General features: G+C 65.8%; 12 protein-coding genes. 5 read left to right on the top strand and 7 right to left on the bottom strand.

Annotated elements, in window-relative coordinates; genetic code table 11:
- Positions 1 to 47 precede the first annotated feature (47 nt).
- The 3 genes from B4U45_RS21515 to B4U45_RS21505 all read right to left on the bottom strand — a co-directional run bounded on the left by B4U45_RS21515 (position 48) and on the right by B4U45_RS21505 (position 2,445).
- Positions 48 to 278 carry an MbtH family protein gene (locus B4U45_RS21515; RefSeq protein ID WP_075548891.1) on the bottom strand — a complete coding sequence of 77 codons (231 nt, stop codon included), beginning with the start codon at positions 276 to 278 and terminating at the stop codon, positions 48 to 50.
- Between the two features lie 209 nt (positions 279 to 487).
- Positions 488 to 1,414 carry a DMT family transporter gene (locus B4U45_RS21510; RefSeq protein WP_075548892.1) on the bottom strand — a complete coding sequence of 309 codons (927 nt, stop codon included), beginning with the start codon at positions 1,412 to 1,414 and terminating at the stop codon, positions 488 to 490.
- 149 nt (positions 1,415 to 1,563) lie between these two features.
- The gene (locus B4U45_RS21505; protein ID WP_075548926.1) at positions 1,564 to 2,445 is read right to left on the bottom strand and encodes an oxidoreductase; all 882 of its coding nucleotides are present in this window, start codon (positions 2,443 to 2,445) and stop codon (positions 1,564 to 1,566) included.
- A gap of 468 nt (positions 2,446 to 2,913) precedes the next feature.
- Between B4U45_RS21505 and B4U45_RS21500 the strand changes: the two genes are divergently transcribed.
- Complete coding sequence (locus B4U45_RS21500) at positions 2,914 to 3,930, top strand: diacylglycerol kinase family protein (RefSeq protein WP_075548893.1); 1,017 nt, start codon at positions 2,914 to 2,916, stop codon at positions 3,928 to 3,930.
- Positions 3,931 to 3,932: 2 nt separating this feature from the next.
- On the opposite strand, the gene B4U45_RS21495 is transcribed toward B4U45_RS21500, so the two are convergent.
- Positions 3,933 to 4,253, bottom strand: coding sequence for a hypothetical protein (locus tag B4U45_RS21495; RefSeq protein ID WP_075548894.1), 321 nt, complete (start codon positions 4,251 to 4,253; stop codon positions 3,933 to 3,935).
- Positions 4,254 to 5,176: 923 nt separating this feature from the next.
- On the opposite strand from B4U45_RS21495, the gene B4U45_RS21490 reads away from it, so the two are divergent.
- From B4U45_RS21490 to B4U45_RS21475, 4 genes are all read left to right on the top strand, one after another.
- Complete coding sequence (locus B4U45_RS21490; RefSeq protein WP_219859505.1) at positions 5,177 to 8,416, top strand: thioester reductase domain-containing protein; 3,240 nt, start codon at positions 5,177 to 5,179, stop codon at positions 8,414 to 8,416.
- An 81-nt stretch (positions 8,417 to 8,497) separates the two neighbouring features.
- Positions 8,498 to 9,406 (top strand): metal-dependent hydrolase, encoded by a 909-nt coding sequence (locus B4U45_RS21485; RefSeq protein ID WP_075548896.1) that lies wholly within the window; start codon positions 8,498 to 8,500, stop codon positions 9,404 to 9,406.
- Between the two features lie 13 nt (positions 9,407 to 9,419).
- A complete protein-coding gene (locus B4U45_RS21480) occupies positions 9,420 to 11,138 on the top strand; it encodes an SDR family oxidoreductase (RefSeq protein ID WP_083156336.1) in 1,719 nt (572 codons plus the stop codon).
- A 10-nt stretch (positions 11,139 to 11,148) separates the two neighbouring features.
- Complete coding sequence (locus B4U45_RS21475; protein WP_082275585.1) at positions 11,149 to 12,225, top strand: PDR/VanB family oxidoreductase; 1,077 nt, start codon at positions 11,149 to 11,151, stop codon at positions 12,223 to 12,225.
- Positions 12,226 to 12,267: 42 nt separating this feature from the next.
- On the opposite strand, the gene B4U45_RS21470 is transcribed toward B4U45_RS21475, so the two are convergent.
- The 3 genes from B4U45_RS21470 to B4U45_RS21460 form a co-directional block, all read right to left on the bottom strand.
- Entirely contained in the window at positions 12,268 to 12,627 is a 360-nt protein-coding gene (locus tag B4U45_RS21470) for a hypothetical protein (protein ID WP_082275586.1), read from the bottom strand.
- A gap of 587 nt (positions 12,628 to 13,214) precedes the next feature.
- Positions 13,215 to 13,790, bottom strand: a complete 576-nt coding sequence (locus tag B4U45_RS21465; RefSeq protein WP_075548929.1) for a hypothetical protein — start codon at positions 13,788 to 13,790, stop codon at positions 13,215 to 13,217.
- Positions 13,771 to 15,714: a putative alpha/beta hydrolase gene (locus B4U45_RS21460; protein WP_075548898.1), complete on the bottom strand. Its 1,944-nt coding sequence runs from the start codon at positions 15,712 to 15,714 to the stop codon at positions 13,771 to 13,773. Before B4U45_RS21460 ends, B4U45_RS21465 begins: the two co-directional genes overlap by 20 nt.
- Positions 15,715 to 16,278: the final 564 nt, after the last annotated feature.

Genomic DNA, 16,278 nt, shown 5'->3' with positions numbered 1-16,278 from the left:
ATGGCGCAGCCGCCCATCAGGGTTCACGCGGATTGCACCCAGCGGGCCTACGAATCGGAAGCCCTCCGCTCCGCCAGCCTCTCCCGCAGACTCTTCGGCCGGATATCGGTCCAGTTCTGGTCGACATAGTCCAGGCATTCGGCCCGGGTGGCCTCACCGTAAACGACCCGCCAACCGGCCGGAATATCGGCGAACACCGGCCACAGGCTGTGTTGCTCCTCGTCATTGACCAGGACGAAGAAGCTACCGTTTTCGTCGTCGAACGGATTGACACTCACTCGTTCTCCTCACGGCCCAGTAGAGACGGGTCAAAACCGAACCAGCGCGGAACCATTCTTGTGGTAGAACGTTGTGTCCAGATCACCGATCGGCGACGTCAACGTAGCACCAACACCCTTGAGTTCTATGGTCAACTCAGTGTCCCGATGAAGACCCGGGCGGAAGTCGGCAGCCGGGACGCCGCCCGGAGATAGCCGCCGGTATTGCGTCAACCGCCCAAGGGCTGCGACCGCGCCGTGGGCCGCTCGGCGATGGTCACGTCACGTCCCGCGCCGGCCGCCATGGTAGCGGCCTCACCACGCGCCAAGGCAACCGTCGCGATGATCACCACCACCGCCGAGGCCACCAGCAACAGCCACTCCGGGCCGTCGGCCTCCAACGTCTCGCCGAGCACGGTGACCCCCAGCACCGAGGCCACCACCGGTTTGGCCACCGTCAGCGTCGGCAACGAGGCGGTCAGGGCGCCGGCGCGAAACGCCGACTGCTGGAAGATCATCCCGCCCAGCGCGGCCAGCACCCAGCCATACAACTCGGGTGTGCGCAACAGGTTGTCGGTACCATGTTCGAGCACGTCAACGATGCCCTTGGTGAGTACCGCGAACAGCGCCAACGACGAACCCGACACCACCGCCAGCAGCACCGCCGCAGCGGGACGATCCGCCAGGATCCGGGCGCCCAGCACACACAATCCCAAGGCAGGGCCCAGCACCGCGGCCACCACGATCCAGGCTTGCACCGAGCCCCGGGAGTGGCCGGCGGTGGGATCTCCAGCCGTGATGAGTGTCGCCAACGCCGCAGCCAGCAACACCGCCGACAGCCACTCCCGCCGGGTTATCCGATGGTGGGCCAACCGCGCATAGAGGGGCAGCGCGAACAGCAGCACCGTCACCTGCAGCGCCGTCACCAACATCACCGAGCCCTTGTCGAGGGCCGCGGCGAGCAGACAGTAACTGGCGATGTCGCCCAGACCGCCCAGCCACCAGCGGGTGTCGCGCAACAACATGCCGAACAGCGCCAGGTAGCCGACGGGTTGGTCGGTGATCTCCTGGGCGGACCGCTGGCGGATCACACTGCCGATCGCGGCCGCCAGCGCGGCGCACAACGCGAGAAACCCGGCGATATCCGTATTCGACATGGGGCGCCCTCCTCGCCGACATCCGGCCCGCGGCCGCACGTATACCCACTATTCACGTTTCGTGGGCATTGAGGCGACTGTGCACCGAGTTCTCAGCCGTCCCGGCGCCGAAACCGCCTCGCCGGCTTGCACACTCGCGCACCGTCGCCTCAAAGCGGGAACTTGGCGTCGGTCAGCCGTTCGGACAGCTCCCAGAGTGCGACGGCGGTGGCGGCCCGCCTGGCCGACCAGTTGCGCCAGGTCGGCTGGCTGCGGCCATATAAGCCGAATCGGGGGCCGACGAACGTGTTGCCGGCAAGGTCCTGCGACACCGCATACAACGTCTGGCGGGCACCGAAGTCGGCGTCGGTAGACACCATCCGGTCGACGGCCAAGACCGCCGCGTCCACCACTTTGCGGCCGGAGTTGCCCTGCAGGTTCGTGTGCGACCAGCCCGGATGGGCGGCCAGCGCGCGCAGCGAGGAGCCGACGGCATCCAGACGCCGCTGCAGCTCGCTGGTGAACAGCAGGTTGGCCAGCTTCGACTGGCCGTAGGCCAGCCACGCCGAATACGGCCGCGACTGCCAGTTCAGGTCCCTGAGGCTGATGTAGCCGATGTTGTGCAGCAGCGAGGACACCGTCACCACCCGGTCGGCGAGCTTGCGCAGCAGCAGGTTGGTCAGCGCGAAATGACCGAGGTGATTGGTGGCCATATGGCCCTCGAATCCGTCGGCGGTCAGCGTGTATTGAGCGGCCATGATGCCGGCGTTGTTGACCAGGACATCGACTTTGTCGATGCCGTCGGCGAAGTCCCGCACCGAGGACAGGTCCTGCAGGTCGAGCCGACGCACCTCGACGCGACAGGCCCCGGGTTCGGCCATTTGCCGGGCGGCGGCCTCGCCTTTCTCGGTGTTGCGTACCGCCAGGATGACGTGGGCACCGACCCGGGCCAGCTCGCGGGCGGTCACCTCACCGAGCCCGCTGTTGGCCCCGGTGACGATGACGGTGCGTCCGGCGAAGGACGGCAGCTCTGCCGCAGTCCACTCAGGCACGGCAGTCGCGGGAATGCGGAGCCTCATCAGCCGGCCCCCGGTGACCTTTCCGCGGCGTCCCCCGTGCCCCCCGCGGCGCGCGGCACCCCCCCGCCACACCGATCAGGCATCCGTTATCCCACCCCGTCAGTGCTTAGTTCTTTTCGGTTCTTCGCGATGGAAAACCTCACGCGTTCGACACCGATGACATGGTAAAGCGCGACCCTTGACCGGATCCCCGACGGTGCTTGGTCACGCCCGGGACACCGCCGAGGCCGAAGCCCAGGCTTTGGCGGCGTCTATTTGGTGGCGACGACGGCAGGGTTCAAAACCAGTGAAGCTGGGTATCGTCCCGAGTGGTCCGCGTGATCGCACGCGCTGTCCCTTCGCCGAGGAGTATCCAAGTGGCACGCAATGTATCCGCCTGGCCGGCCCTGCCCCGCAACGGCCGCGGGTCGGTCAGACGCGCGCCGGGCGGGTGACCAGCAGATGTACCTGGGCGTCATCGTCAATCCGAAGGCACGCAAGAACCTCGCTGCGCCACGTGATCGCGCCGCCGAGCTGCGCGACATCGTCGGCCGTTGGGGCGAGGTGCACGAAACCGCGTCCGTCGACGAACTCCGCACGACCCTGCAGCAGCTTTATCCCCGAGTCACCCACCTCGTGGGCGACGGCGGCGACGGCGCACTGCACTGGTTGATCAACGAAACCCGGCAGTGGGTGGCCGATCCGGAACGCTGGCCGGCATTCGTGCCCACCAACGGCGGCAGTGTCAACGCCGTCGCGCGCAAAGCGGGGGTGCGCGGGCGGGCCGATGCGATCGTCAGTGCGCTGGCGGCGGCCGCCGAGTCAAATCAGCCGCCGCCCGAGGTCTGCCTCGACACTTTGCAACTCGACGGCGAGACCGCCGACGGCGCGCCATTCCATCGCCTGTGCTTCGGGCTGGCCGCCGGAGGCGTCGGCAACCGGTTCTACGACAAGTACTACGCCAACCCCGATCATGGCCGCGCGGCCGTCGCCCGGGTGATCGCCCGCACGTTCGGTGACTACCTGACTTCTAAGGTTGCCCCGGGCCGCATGAACAGACCCAACTGGGCGGCTCACCTGTTCGCGCCGACCCACGCCCGCGTGATCATCGACGGCGAGGAGGTCCCGACGCGAACCCACCGACTGCTGCACGCGGGTGCGATCGACCTGCGTATCGGCGGTCCGTTCCGGCTCTTCCCGAAGGCCGCCGCAGCCGGAGTGCTGCATTTCCAGGCCGGGGACACCAGGCCCTCCAGGATCGTCGCGCAACTTCCCGCGGGGCTCACCTACGGCAGCATCCGCGGTGATCGGGTGCGCGATGTCAACGGCGAAGAAATGGTCATCGAGGCCGAGGACGAGCCGCTGTCACCGATCATCGACGGCGAGCGATTCGTCGGCATCGTCAAGATTGTGGCCAGCGCCGGACCACGCATCCGGATGGCCCAGGTGGGGCATGCGCGTCGCCCGCGTCGTCGGTGACGTCAGCGCCGGGAACGGATGGTGCGGGTGATCTGCGCCGACAGTTTGGGGTCGCTCAAGAGTTGGTCGACGAGGGCGACCAGGACCTCTTGTCCGGTGACGCGGGCGACGCCGAGGCGGTCCGCGGCTTCTCGCTGCCAGATGTCGAGGGCTCGATGCTGGGCCGGTGAGAGGTCGACCGTTCGCCGGGTGCGCGCGGCGCGTGTGCGGCCGATGGTGACCGGTTCGGTCGGCGCCGCCGCGACCGACGACGCGAATGGTGCGTCTGCGGTGTACGCCCGGAAGCGTTCGGCGTCGGCGTTGATGCGGTCTGCGCTGCTCATCGTGGTGCCCCCCTCGGCCAGCCATATCAGTATGTCAGTACATCCGTTGCAGTATATCCGTAGATGAGGAGTTGCTGCACTATCACGGCGGTGCGGATTGGGGGCCGCCGGCGAACGGGGATCCGCAGGCCCGCGGGGTACCGCGCCTGGTCGCAACCGGCGGGCGGGAGGGGCCCGGCCGGTCGCCGGTGACGGCGTTGCTGCACGTGGCTGTCGTGAGGCGGCGTGGTTACGGGGTCAGACTGCGGTCCGGAAGCAGCGGGTGACCGCGGCCCGGTGGCCGGCGCGGATGCCGTCGACTCGGGCCAACACCATCCGCACACGGCTGGCCCGATGCTGCCGTCGCGCCCGCTGGCACCGGCCCATCGACGGGGCGCCCGGCGCCGAGACGCCGGCCCACCGCCCAATGACTCATTTTCGCAGGTGACATAGATTGTTGTTGCTGCAATGACCGATAACGACAGAAAGACGAGCAGTTGCGAGGCCGCGTTCGGCTTACAAGCTAACCTGGGATTGTGACGGTGACACCGGTTGGTAACGGTGTGAAAGGTAAACTCTATGGCCATGTTCATGAAATCCGGTGATACGCATTTGCGTATGTCAGTATCTTTGGATTACCGCCGGTTTACCTGCTTAAATGCCGCCGTTCAACGTACTGAGATACTGAGATGCGTAAGTACGGAAATCTCCGGTGATTCCGTGTCACGTGCCTGCGGGGCCGGAAGTCACAGCACTCGCTATTTGTAATATGACTTATTAATGTGAAACGCGCCTGTGAGGTTAGTGTCAACCCACATAAATTGGACTGAAATCCTTTGCTTGCTATCGGTCTGTCGCGTTACTCTTGGCATTACCGATTGGTGAATGACGTGGTTCCGTCGATCCGGTCGAAGACCGGCTCGGAAGGGGGAATGGCTCCTACGATGGATACGCTTATCGACTACCTGCGGATGTGGGAAGCGCGCCGGCCCGACCAGACTCTCTACCGGTTCGTGGATGCCGAAGGCCGCGAGCTCGCGCACTACACCTATCAAAGCTTCGCCGAACGGACCCGCGAGCTGGCCGCCTATTTGTTTGCAGAGGCCGGGCTGCGGCCGGGAGACCGGGCGCTGCTGGTCTACCCGCCGGGGCTAGAGATGGTGGCGGCGTTCTTCGCCTGCGCTCGTATCGGGGTGATCGCCGTACCGGTAAGCCCGCCTTTGCCCATGGCGTTCGAAGCGGGCCTGGCCAAGTTCAGCTTCATCGCCCGGGACTGCCAGGCCAAGGCGGTGCTGTCGACCAAACAGCTCGAGTACGACTACCGCCTGCTGCTCGGCCACCGACAAGGCGGGCTGCCGTGGCCCGACGCCGCGCGGCCTCCGGAGCTGCCGTGGTTCGCAACGGACGGCACCTGGGAGTTCGGCGGCGCCCCCGTGGCGGACGCGCCCGGTCCGGTGCTCTTCCTGCAGTACACCTCCGGCTCCACCAGCGATCCCAAGGGTGTGATCGTCAGCCACGCCAACGTCATCGCCAACGGCTCGGCGTTCGCCGGCGGCGAAGTGGCCGTCAGCTGGCTCCCGCAGCACCATGACATGGGCCTGATCTCCGCTTACCTGTTCATATTGCTGCTCGGTGGGACTACGCATGCGATGTCGCCGGCTGATTTCCTGCAACGGCCGTCGGCGTGGCTCCGGCTGATCAGCCAGGTGCGCGCCACCCACAGCCCGGCGCCGAACTTCGCGCTGGAGTACTGCCTGCGTGAGGACAAGCTGCCCACCGACGAGCTGACCGGGATCGACCTGAGCAGCCTGGACAGCCTGGTCGTCGGTGCAGAGCCGTTGCACGCCAACACGTTTGCTCGTTTCCGGCAGCGCTTCGCTGGCTACGGTCTGCGGCCCGATGCGCTGGCCGGCGCTTACGGCTTGGCCGAAAACACCCTGATCGTGTCTATCCGGGGGCGCCAGACGCTGGCTTTGAACAAGCGGGCGCTGGGGCAGAATCTGGCCCGGGTCGAAAAGGCGCTGCCGGAGAACAACAACCAGGCCCGGGTCGTGAGCTGCGGCAAGCCCGTTGCCGGAAACGTGGTCCGCATCGTCGACCCGCAGTCGAGGCAGGCAGTGGGCGAGGGCCGAATCGGCGAGGTGTGGCTGGACGGGCCGTCCAAGGGCGGCGGCTACTGGCACCGTCCCGAGCTCACCGCGGAGACCTTCGCCGCCCGCATCACCGGCGATGCGGAGCGCACCTATCTGCGTACCGGCGATCTCGGTTTCCTCTACGAGGGCGAGCTGTTCGTCTGCGGCCGCAGCAAGGACCTGATCATCGTCCGGGGCGTCAACTGCTACCCCTCCGACATCGAGGCCGTGGTGGAGCGCTCGGCCGCGCAGGTTCGCAACGGCTGCGTCGCGGCCTTCTCGGTCGAGCAGGAGGAGCAGGAAGCGCTGGTCGTGGTCGCCGAGGTGCGTGACCAGCACGCCCTCCCGGACCCGAAGGCACTGGCGCGGTCGATCCGCCGCCACTGCCACGTCGATCCGCACACCATCGTGTTCGCGCCGCCGCGCAGCATTCCCAAGACCCCCTCGGGCAAGATCAGGCGCGCGCAGACGCGGCGGCTGTGGCTCGACGGCAAACTGCCCGTGCTGGCGAGCCACACCCGCCGGACCCACGAGGAGCTGGGCGTCACCGCGGGTCCGCTGGAACGCTTCCGTCACCTCATGGAGAGCTACGATTTGACCGGCCAGGAGGACTGCTCCTTCGCCGATCTCGGCATCGACTCACTGGCCCTGGCCGAACTGCGCGCGGACCTGCAGTCGCTGCTGGACGAGCATGGCGCGGCGGAGCTGACCGAGGAGGTCAACACTCGCCTGCTGCAGCGCCTGACGGTTGCCGAGTTCTTCCGGCTGGTGTGGCAGTTCGGCGATGGGTCGGGCCAGCCGATCCACGCCCTGCGCCACGCGCTCGACCGGATTGCCGCCGAGTACGAGGCATACGAGGTCATGCAGATGCGTGTCGACGCGCGGCTGCCGCTGCCGGCGCTCCCGCCGGCGCGATCGGGCGCGCCCAGCGACATCCTGTTGACCGGGGCGACCGGATTCCTGGGACCGTTCCTGCTCGCCAGCCTGCTGCGGCGGACGTCCTACACCATCCACGCGCTGGTGCGCGCCACCGATACGGCACACGGTCACGATCGGATCATCGCCTCGCTACGCCGGGCTCAGCTATGGTCGCCGGCGCTGGAGGCCGAAGTCCTGGCGCGGGTTCGGGTGATCTGCGGCGATCTGGCCGAGCCTCACCTGGGAATCGGCGAGGCGGGGTTCCGGCGACTGGCCGACACCATGGACGGCATCGTCCACAACGGCGCCCTGGTCAACTACGTCCGAACCTATGACGCACTGCGTCCGGCCAACGTGATCGGCACCTGGGAGCTGCTGCGGCTGGCGCTGACCACCCACCGCAAGAGCTTCCATCTGGTCTCCAGCACCTTCATCTATGGCTGGAGCACCATGCCGGTGGTCGGCGAGTCGTATGGCAACGAGGAGATGGCCGGGCTGGATTTCGGCTACTCGCAGACCAAGTGGGTCGCCGAGCAGCTGACGCTGGCCGCGCAGCGGCACGGACTCGACGTGCGGATCTACCGGCCGTCGCTCATTTCGCCCACCAGTGCGGGCTTCGGCAGCCAGGACGACATCCTGGTGCGCCTCACCGCGTTCATGATCGAGCACGGCCTTGCCGTCAACGCGCACAACCAGGTCAGCCTGCTGCCGGCCGACCTGGTCGCCGATCACATCGTCGCGCTGATGGACCTGCCGGCCGAGACCGGCACGGTCTTCAACATCACCGCCGACGACTACTACAACCTCACCGACATCACCCGGCTGTTGTCGGAACGCCACGGTTACCGCTTTGCCTACCACGACATCCCGTCGTTCGCCGAGCAGTTGAACCGCCGGTGCACGCCGCGCGACCCGCTGTACCCGCTGGTCGATTTCCTGACCCGCTCGGCCGGCAAGATCGAGGCGATGCGCGACAAGCGCTACGACAACACGCGGTACCGGCATGCCCGCGCGCTGGCCAAGGTCGGGTTGCGCGAACCGGCCCTGGCCGACACGGTCGATGCGCTGGTCGAGTTCCTGCGGCGCGAGCAGCTGATCACCGAGGCTGAACCCGAGGCGCAATGCAGTGCCTAGTCACCGTGGGTCGGTTACGAGGTAGTGCCAGCGCACTTTTGGGTACTAGCCGTACAGCCGCACGCGTCCAGGGGGATCACCATGTTCACTGTCGATGACCAGGCCGCCGGCCCGCACGACGCGTCACTGGATCACGAGCGAATCGTCCTTCAGGCGCGCGACGTCAAGTTCGATTGGGCGAAGCTGCCGTTCTACTACGTGCCCAACGAACCCTTCACCACCCACTTCTGCAATGTGCTGCACCTGCTGCTGCCGGCGGGTGAAGAGTTCATCGTCGAGGCGTTCAAGAAGGCATTGCCGCTGATCAAGGACGACCAATTGCGGCTTGACGTACAGGGATTCATCAGCCAGGAGGCCTTGCATTCCCAGGCGCATTCCGGCCTGCTCGAGCGCTTCGCCGCCCGGGGCATTGACGTGACACCGTTCACCGACCAGCTCCGCTGGCTGTTCGGCAAGCTGATCGGTGACCGGCCCCGCTGGAGCCTGCGACGACGGCAGAGCTGGTTGCTGGAGCAGGTTTCGATCGTGGCGGCCATCGAGCACTACACCGCCATCCTGGGCGAATGGATTCTCGACACCCCGCAGCACGATGCCCTCGGCACCGATCCGGTGATGCTGGATCTGCTGCGCTGGCACGGCGCGGAGGAGGTCGAACACAAGGCGGTCGCCTTTGACACCATGAAGCATCTGCGGGCCGGGTATTGGCGGCAGGTGCGCACCCAGCTGTTGGTCACGCCGGCGATGCTGTGGTTGTTCGTGCGCGGTGTGCGGTTCATGTACTCGGTCGACCCGTACCTGTCGCCGGGGACCAGGCCGCGCTGGCGGGATTACTTCGATGCGGCGCGGCGGGATCTGGTGCCGGGGCCTTTTCAGTTCCTGCGGGTCATCGGCGCCTACTATTCGCCGCGTTTTCATCCGTCCCAGCTGGGCGGGGTGGGACGGGCGGTCGAGTACTTGGCCCGATCACCCGCTGCCCGAGCGGCGCACTGAGCATCGAGGGGCCATGATTCGCACCACTGTGACCGCATCGGACGGCGTCGCACTGGCCGTGCATGCCTATACCGAGATCGACCCGCGGCGCCCGACCATCCTGGCCATCCACGGCTACCCGGATAACCACCACGTGTGGGACGGCGTCGCGGCGGAACTTGGTCATCGCTACCCCGGCAAATACAACGTCGTGGCCTACGACGTGCGCGGGGCCGGCGAATCCGGACGACCGGCCGGTCGGTCGGGATATCAACTCCCCCAATTGGTTTCCGACGTCGGCGCGGTGATCGACAGCCTCGGCGTTGACCAGGTACACCTGATCGGGCACGACTGGGGCTCGATCCAAGGCTGGACGGCGGTCACCGACGACACCGTGCTGGGCAAGATCGCCTCGTTCACCTCGATCTCCGGGCCGCACCTGAACTATGCGGGCCGGTTTCTGCGCTCACCGCGTACGCCGCGCGCCGTGGCCGCCGTTGCCCGACAGCTCCTGGCCTCCTCCTACATCTGGTTCTTCCTGTGTCCGGTTGCGCCGGAGATCGCGATCCGGTCGCGGTTGCAAGTGAAAGTGTTTGAGGCCGTTGAGCGTATCGGGAGATCAAGCACCCGTAGCCGGCGGGGCGCGTCGCCCCGGTCGCTCGACGACTACCGCAACGGGCTCAACCTCTACCGCGCCAACATGCCCGCACCGTTTCTGGCACCGCCGGCGCAACTGCCGCAGGCCGGCGTCCCGGTGCAGGTGCTGGTGGCGCGTCAGGACTATTTCGTGACGCCGGCCCTGCAGCGGTTTACCGGCTCGATTCCGGCCGAGCGCAGGGTCGTCTCGATCGAGGGCGGGCACTGGGTGGTGACCTCGCGTCCCGACGTCATCGCGAGGCTCACCGGCGAGTGGGTCGATATGGTCACCGAAGGGGCGGCTCCGTCGGGTGAGTCCACCCGACCGCGCGCTGTGCGAGGCACCCTCGCGCTGGTAACCGGGGCGGGCGCCGGGATCGGCCGGGCCACCGCGGTGGAGTTGGCCCGTCAGGGTGCGCGTGCCGTCGTGATCGTCGACCGAGACCTTGCCGGGGCCAATGACACCACCGAGGCCGTGCGGGCAGCCGGCGCCGAGGCCGCGGTTTACCAGGTCGACGTCAGCGACGAAGCGGCCGTGAACGACCTTGCCGCACAAGTGCGCAACAAGCACGGCGTGGTCGACGTCCTGGTCAACAACGCCGGCATCGGGATGGCCGGCCGGTTCCCGCAGACCACGTCGGAGCACTGGGACACCATCATGGCCGTCAATGTTCGCGGCGTCATCAACGGCAGCAGAGCGTTCGGCGCCCAGATGGTGGAGCGCGGCCAGGGCGGCACGATCATCAACGTGGCGTCGGCGGCGGCGTATGTGCCGTCAAAATCGATGGTCGCCTACGGCACCTCGAAAGCGGCGGTGCTGGCGTTGAGCGAATCGATGCGCGCCGACTTCGCCGACGAGGGCATCACCGTCACGGCGGTGTGCTCGGGCTTCGTCATGACGGCCGAGCAGCAGGAGCGCGCCCGCGAGAAGGCCGACGCCGCGTACCGCCGGCGTAACTACCCCCCCGAGGCCACCGCCAAGGCGATTGTCCGAGCCGTCCGGACCGGCCCGGCGGTGTTGCCCGTCGCGGCGGAGTCGCGGCTCGGCTATACGCTGCGCCGCGTCAGTCCGTCGCTGGTTCGGCTGTTGGCGCGCTTCGACATTCGGCAGACGTAGGGAAACGGCTGTGGCGCAGACTATTTGGAGCAGCAGACCCGCCGATCTTTATGGTCGTCGCGGCCGCGATCGCATGTTGACCGCATTGTGCGGGGTGGGCGCTCTCTTCGGCGGTTTCGCCTCGGCGTCGCGGTGGACGCCATCGCGGATAGTGCCGGTGCAGCGGAACATTGCCGCCGTGGTGGCCAAACGCGAGCTGCTCACCCCGGACGTGGTCGCGTTGACGTTGGCCGACCGTGACGGCGGGCTGCTGCCATCCTGGACCCCCGGAGCGCACATCGACGTTCGGCTGCCCTCGGGGCGACGCCGGCAGTACTCGCTGTGCGGTCCGCCCGGGAGACGCACCGACTACCGCATCGCCGTGCGACGGATCGCCGACGGCGGCGGCGGTTCGATAGAGATGCATGACGCCTTCCGCGAGGGCGACACGCTGACGTTCGAAGGCCCCCGCAACGCGTTCTATCTCGTCACCGACGAGCACGACGTGCTGTTCGTGATCGGCGGCATCGGGGTGACTCCGATCCTGCCGATGATCCGCCTTGCCGATCAGCACGGAATCGATTGGCGCGCAACCTATGCCGGCCGGAGCCGAGACTACATGCCGTTGTTGGACGAGGTGCTGGCGGTGGCGCCGGATCGGGTCACCGTCTGGGCCGACGACGAGCGCGGCCGCTTCCCCACCGCCGAAGATCTGCTTGCCGACGCCGGGTCGACGACGGCGGTGTATGTGTGCGGGCCGACCGGGATGCTGGAGTCGGTGCGGGCAGCGCGCGACCAACACACCGACGCGCCGCTGCACTATGAGCGGTTCGGTCCGCCGCCGGTGGTCGACGGTGTCGCCTTCGAGCTGGAGCTGGCGCGATCGCAGCGAGTGCTCACCGTGCCGGCCGACCGGTCGGTGCTGGGCGTCATGCTCGATTGCGATCCGGCGACGGCATATTCCTGCCAGCAAGGGTTCTGCGGGACCTGCAAAGTCAAGGTGCTGGCCGGCGAGGTTGATCGTCGGGGGCGCGCTGCGGAGGGTGAGGACGAAATGCTGGTCTGCGTCTCGCGCGCTCGAAGCGATCGTGTCGTGATCGACGCCTGAGTTCGACTGAGAACGTTGGGGGTTGGTTGGCCGACATTTCAGCTACACGTACTCGTTCCGTGAGAGGACAAGCGTCTGCGTGGGTGCGGAAATGTCGACATAGTAATGACCCGCACCGGTGGTGGTATGAGTCATCGCCGTCAACAACTCGATGATTTCCATCGCCTTGGCATCGTCAAACCGCCACACAACCTTGTCGTCGTGCAGCTCGATGTCGGCCGCGCCGGGAACGATCAGGAATTCGTGGATCTTCCCGTCGTGCGCCATTCGCGAATACCCCTGGCGCTCAGCCTGAACCAGCGTTACGAGGACGGTATTTACCCCGGCGGTGTCCATGGCCAACAACACCGCGTCGTCACCGAAGTAGAACTTTGGAGCCAGTTCGGCACGAACTACGGTCATGGTTCTCATGCTTTCTCACGGGCAGCCGAGGCGGCTCAGCGCACTCCGTTGTCGGTCCGAATCACATCCTCGATCAGAGGTGGATGCCTTTCTTCGCTTCCCGCACGTGGCCGATCTCATCGTCGAGCCCTCACAGCTGACCCTCTAGAATTCGCACGGTCTTGGATATTGTTGGCGCACTGGGTAAATCCTGCCAACGATAGCTGCTCCAGCGTTCCAGTCCCAGGGTTCACTGAGTGAAGACTGCTGGCTGGCGGTGCGTCGCTGGGCGTGACCCATGGCCAGCGCCCGGATTATCGACGCGCAATCGCTCAAAGCTGCTGACTCCGCCAGCAGGGCCACTCGCGTGTTTGACCTGTCTTGGCTCACGATTGGGGATTAGCATTAGCGGGCCGCAACGCCTCTGAGGTGCTGCCACGCCGCTGGATGGTCGAACGCGCAAGCGCTGCGCAAACGGGCCATGATGGGCCTAATGGTTCGCCGCGCCGAACCACTGCCCGGCCGGCGCCCATGGCAAACCAGCTCACGCAACGTAAAGTCAGCTCTTCGCGAACGCGTCCTGAGATGTCCTCAGCGCAGCCGAGCCGTCAGGGCGCAGTTAGTTGGTTGGTGATATCGAGTCCGGCGCCAGGATCATGGCGATGATCGGTCGTGTTCCGGCACTCGCCATCAAGGATGATTTGTCCGTAACTGTGGTCGGACGGCAGAAAGCTGATATTCGCCGTCACGCCGTTCTTATTCAGGGTTGTGCCGTGCAGATGCTGTCCCGGAGGGGGGCCGGCGTTCCAGCCGTGGGAGAGCATCGCGGCCCGAACTTGCTGGAAGTAGGTGTCCGGCTCGCCGTGAATCAGGAAGGTGATCGTGACTGTCCCCTGATAGGGCGGATCGCCTTGGTCGTTGCACGAGGCGAACGAGAACCCACCGCTGACGCCTTGCAGGTTCGCGGCGGTGACGATTTGTTTGGCCGGCTCGATCACCTGGGCCTTGATCTGATCGTCGGTCATGGGGTGAGCCGAATCATCAAAGGGATTAGACGAGCCCGAGGAATGCGGTTTGGGAAACACCAGCGAACACGCTCCTAACACCATAACGGCGACCACGGTTACGGCAAACATTGCTTGCCGTAACCACACGCATTGCCGCTCAGTGGTGATGTTGGTCATCGAAAACATGATCATCGGTAACAGATCCTGGCGGGCGGCCCCACTCCGGGTCAATGACGGCGGGCGTGCCGGGTATACCGACGCCGACCGGACCCACACCCGGCATGTTGACCTTGCCCACCTGATAGCGGTGTTGGGCCGTCATGCCGTCGGATTCCAGCGCATCACCGTGACCCGAAGCGATGTCGGCCATGCTGTGCAAGGCCTCGCTCCCGCGATGGTAATAGTACGAATGGTCATGCGGATTAATGCCGTCAGAGCCGGGCACCTCGGCGCGAAAACGCACCGATCCGAATCCGTCGGCGGCCGGGTCAGCGCCCAGGCCGGGCGTTAAACCAAGCACCTGACCGCCAATGTTGTCTCGGTTCACATAATGGCTAAGACCATTCAGCTCCCCCAGCATCCCAACGGGATCCGTCGAGGCGTCACCCACATACACATGCCCACCGTCAAGATGAAAACTCGCGGCGTTGGCGGCAAGATCGGTACCCGGGCAACCGATCAGCACCGCATCGTTCGCGTGCATCTGACCCAACGCGAACGCGTCAGCCACCGTGGTCGAACCATACGAGTGGCCCAACACGGTGACGTGCTGACCGGCGCCGAGGTGGGTGGCCCACAAACCATTGACATCCTGCGCCAAGGCCTGACCGCCGGTTCGCGCCAGCTCCGGGGTGGAAATTCGTTGAACGTCGTTGAAGTCATTGGGAGCGTCGGAGCCCATCCACGCGATCACCGCGGTGGGGTTCTTTGGGTCGGCGGCGTTGGCCTGCTCGAACAGGTTCAGCGCGTCGTTGTGGCCCTCGTGCAGCCAACCACCCCTCACGCTGCTGCTGGTGCCCGGCACAATCACCGCGGTGTTCTTCGCCAGGTCCGGGTTACCGATGGCGATCGCCGCGCGACCCTTACCGCCGAAAGCCAGCGGGTCGTACGCGAACAGATAGGTGGGGAGAGGGTGGCGAGGATCATTCCCGGCGTCGTGGTCGAGACCCTGCTCGGTCTGATCGGCGTTCTGGTAGCGGGTGATGTCGGTGGCCGACAGACCGTACTTCGTCGGATCGCGCACCACATCGTCGACAGGCACGCCGTAGCGGCTGGCGATGTCGCGTACCCGGTTGAGGTCCTTTGTCATCACCGCGAGATTGGCGCCGCTGCGAGCAAGGACCGGGACGCCGTTGAGATTGCCGATCTGATCAGGGTGCTCAGCGATGAGCTGCTGTCGCTCCTCGGGGGTCAAGGACGTCCACCACTTGTTGACATCCTCCGGTTTCGTGCCGGGTGGCGGAATCTGAGGTTTTGCATCCACGGCCTGGAGAACGTCGGGGTCGTAGCCATCGGCACGTAACGTGTCCAGCGACTTGTCCAGGTAGCGTGAGTAGCCATCACGAAGCGACTCGACCTGGCCCAGAGCGGATTTGGTGTCAGCGATGGCCTCGTCTTCAAGACCGGTGATGTGGAGATCCAACAGCTTTCTCTCACCCGCGGTCAGGTGGATGTCCTTCTCCGCTTCCAGGGCCCGGCCGATTTCATTGTCGAGTTCCTGTAGTTGAGCCTCCAAGGTCGAGATCAGCAGTGTGCCGGTTCGCTGTGCCTGGGCCAACGCGGCCGCGATGTTTTCTAGGTCCACCCCGATCTTGGGCAATTGCAGGGACTGCGCACCCAGCGCCTTGGTCACCCGCTGCACCTCGGCGGAGTCATTAATCGGGTGAATGCCATCCTCGCGATTCCATGCCGCCTCAAACCGACGACGCGCCTCCTCGAATGCCGCGTCAGCCTCATCGGTGCAGCGACCGGCAGCATGAAACGCCTCCGCCAGATCAGAAATCTGCGACGGGCGACCAACTTGCAGACTGTGGTTGATCGCCCAGGGGTCACCGCCGGCTTCGGCGATCAGCGCTGGGCTACTTATGTAGCGCAGCTGCATACACGGCCCATTCTATGAATCGGTGTTGCTTTGCAAGCATGGCACCTTTGCCGAGCCGGCGACAACACGACTACCGACTGCCGTACTAAAGCGCATCTGAGCGTGCCCGCACTGGCGCTGTCACGATTGTCAACGGCGCGTGAAAACTAGCCATTGTAGTCTCCGCCGGAAGGCCGACCACAGTATCGTCCCTGGGGACGGTTCACCCGAACATGCTGCTGACGTGTGTGCGCTGGGCCACAGCACCCCGTCCAGTCGTCGGTGGTCTCCCGGCGATAAAGTATGAGCCAACTCCTCGACGAATTACGGAACTCGACAGCAATCTGCTGGTAGCAAAGCCCGATAACTCACATCGCACGACCCCCCATTACCCGCCCGTGTCCAAATGTCTTCGTACGGGCCGGCGTGCAAGTCCATGAGGGAGCAATCGGTCGGCAGTGAGCCGCCAAGAGCCGCCGTCGGCAGCTCCTTGGCCGTAGACCGCGGCTGTGGTCACGGATTCACTCAACATCAGCACCACATCAGGCGGCGGGGCCACCAATTCGTCTTCGAGAAGCGGTGTTT

Source organism: Mycobacterium persicum, assembly GCF_002086915.1.
In the GTDB taxonomy this organism is placed as follows: Bacteria; Actinomycetota; Actinomycetes; order Mycobacteriales; family Mycobacteriaceae; genus Mycobacterium; species Mycobacterium persicum.
Note: the sequence above shows the minus strand (reverse complement) of the source record. Positions and strands in the feature narration are given on the sequence as shown.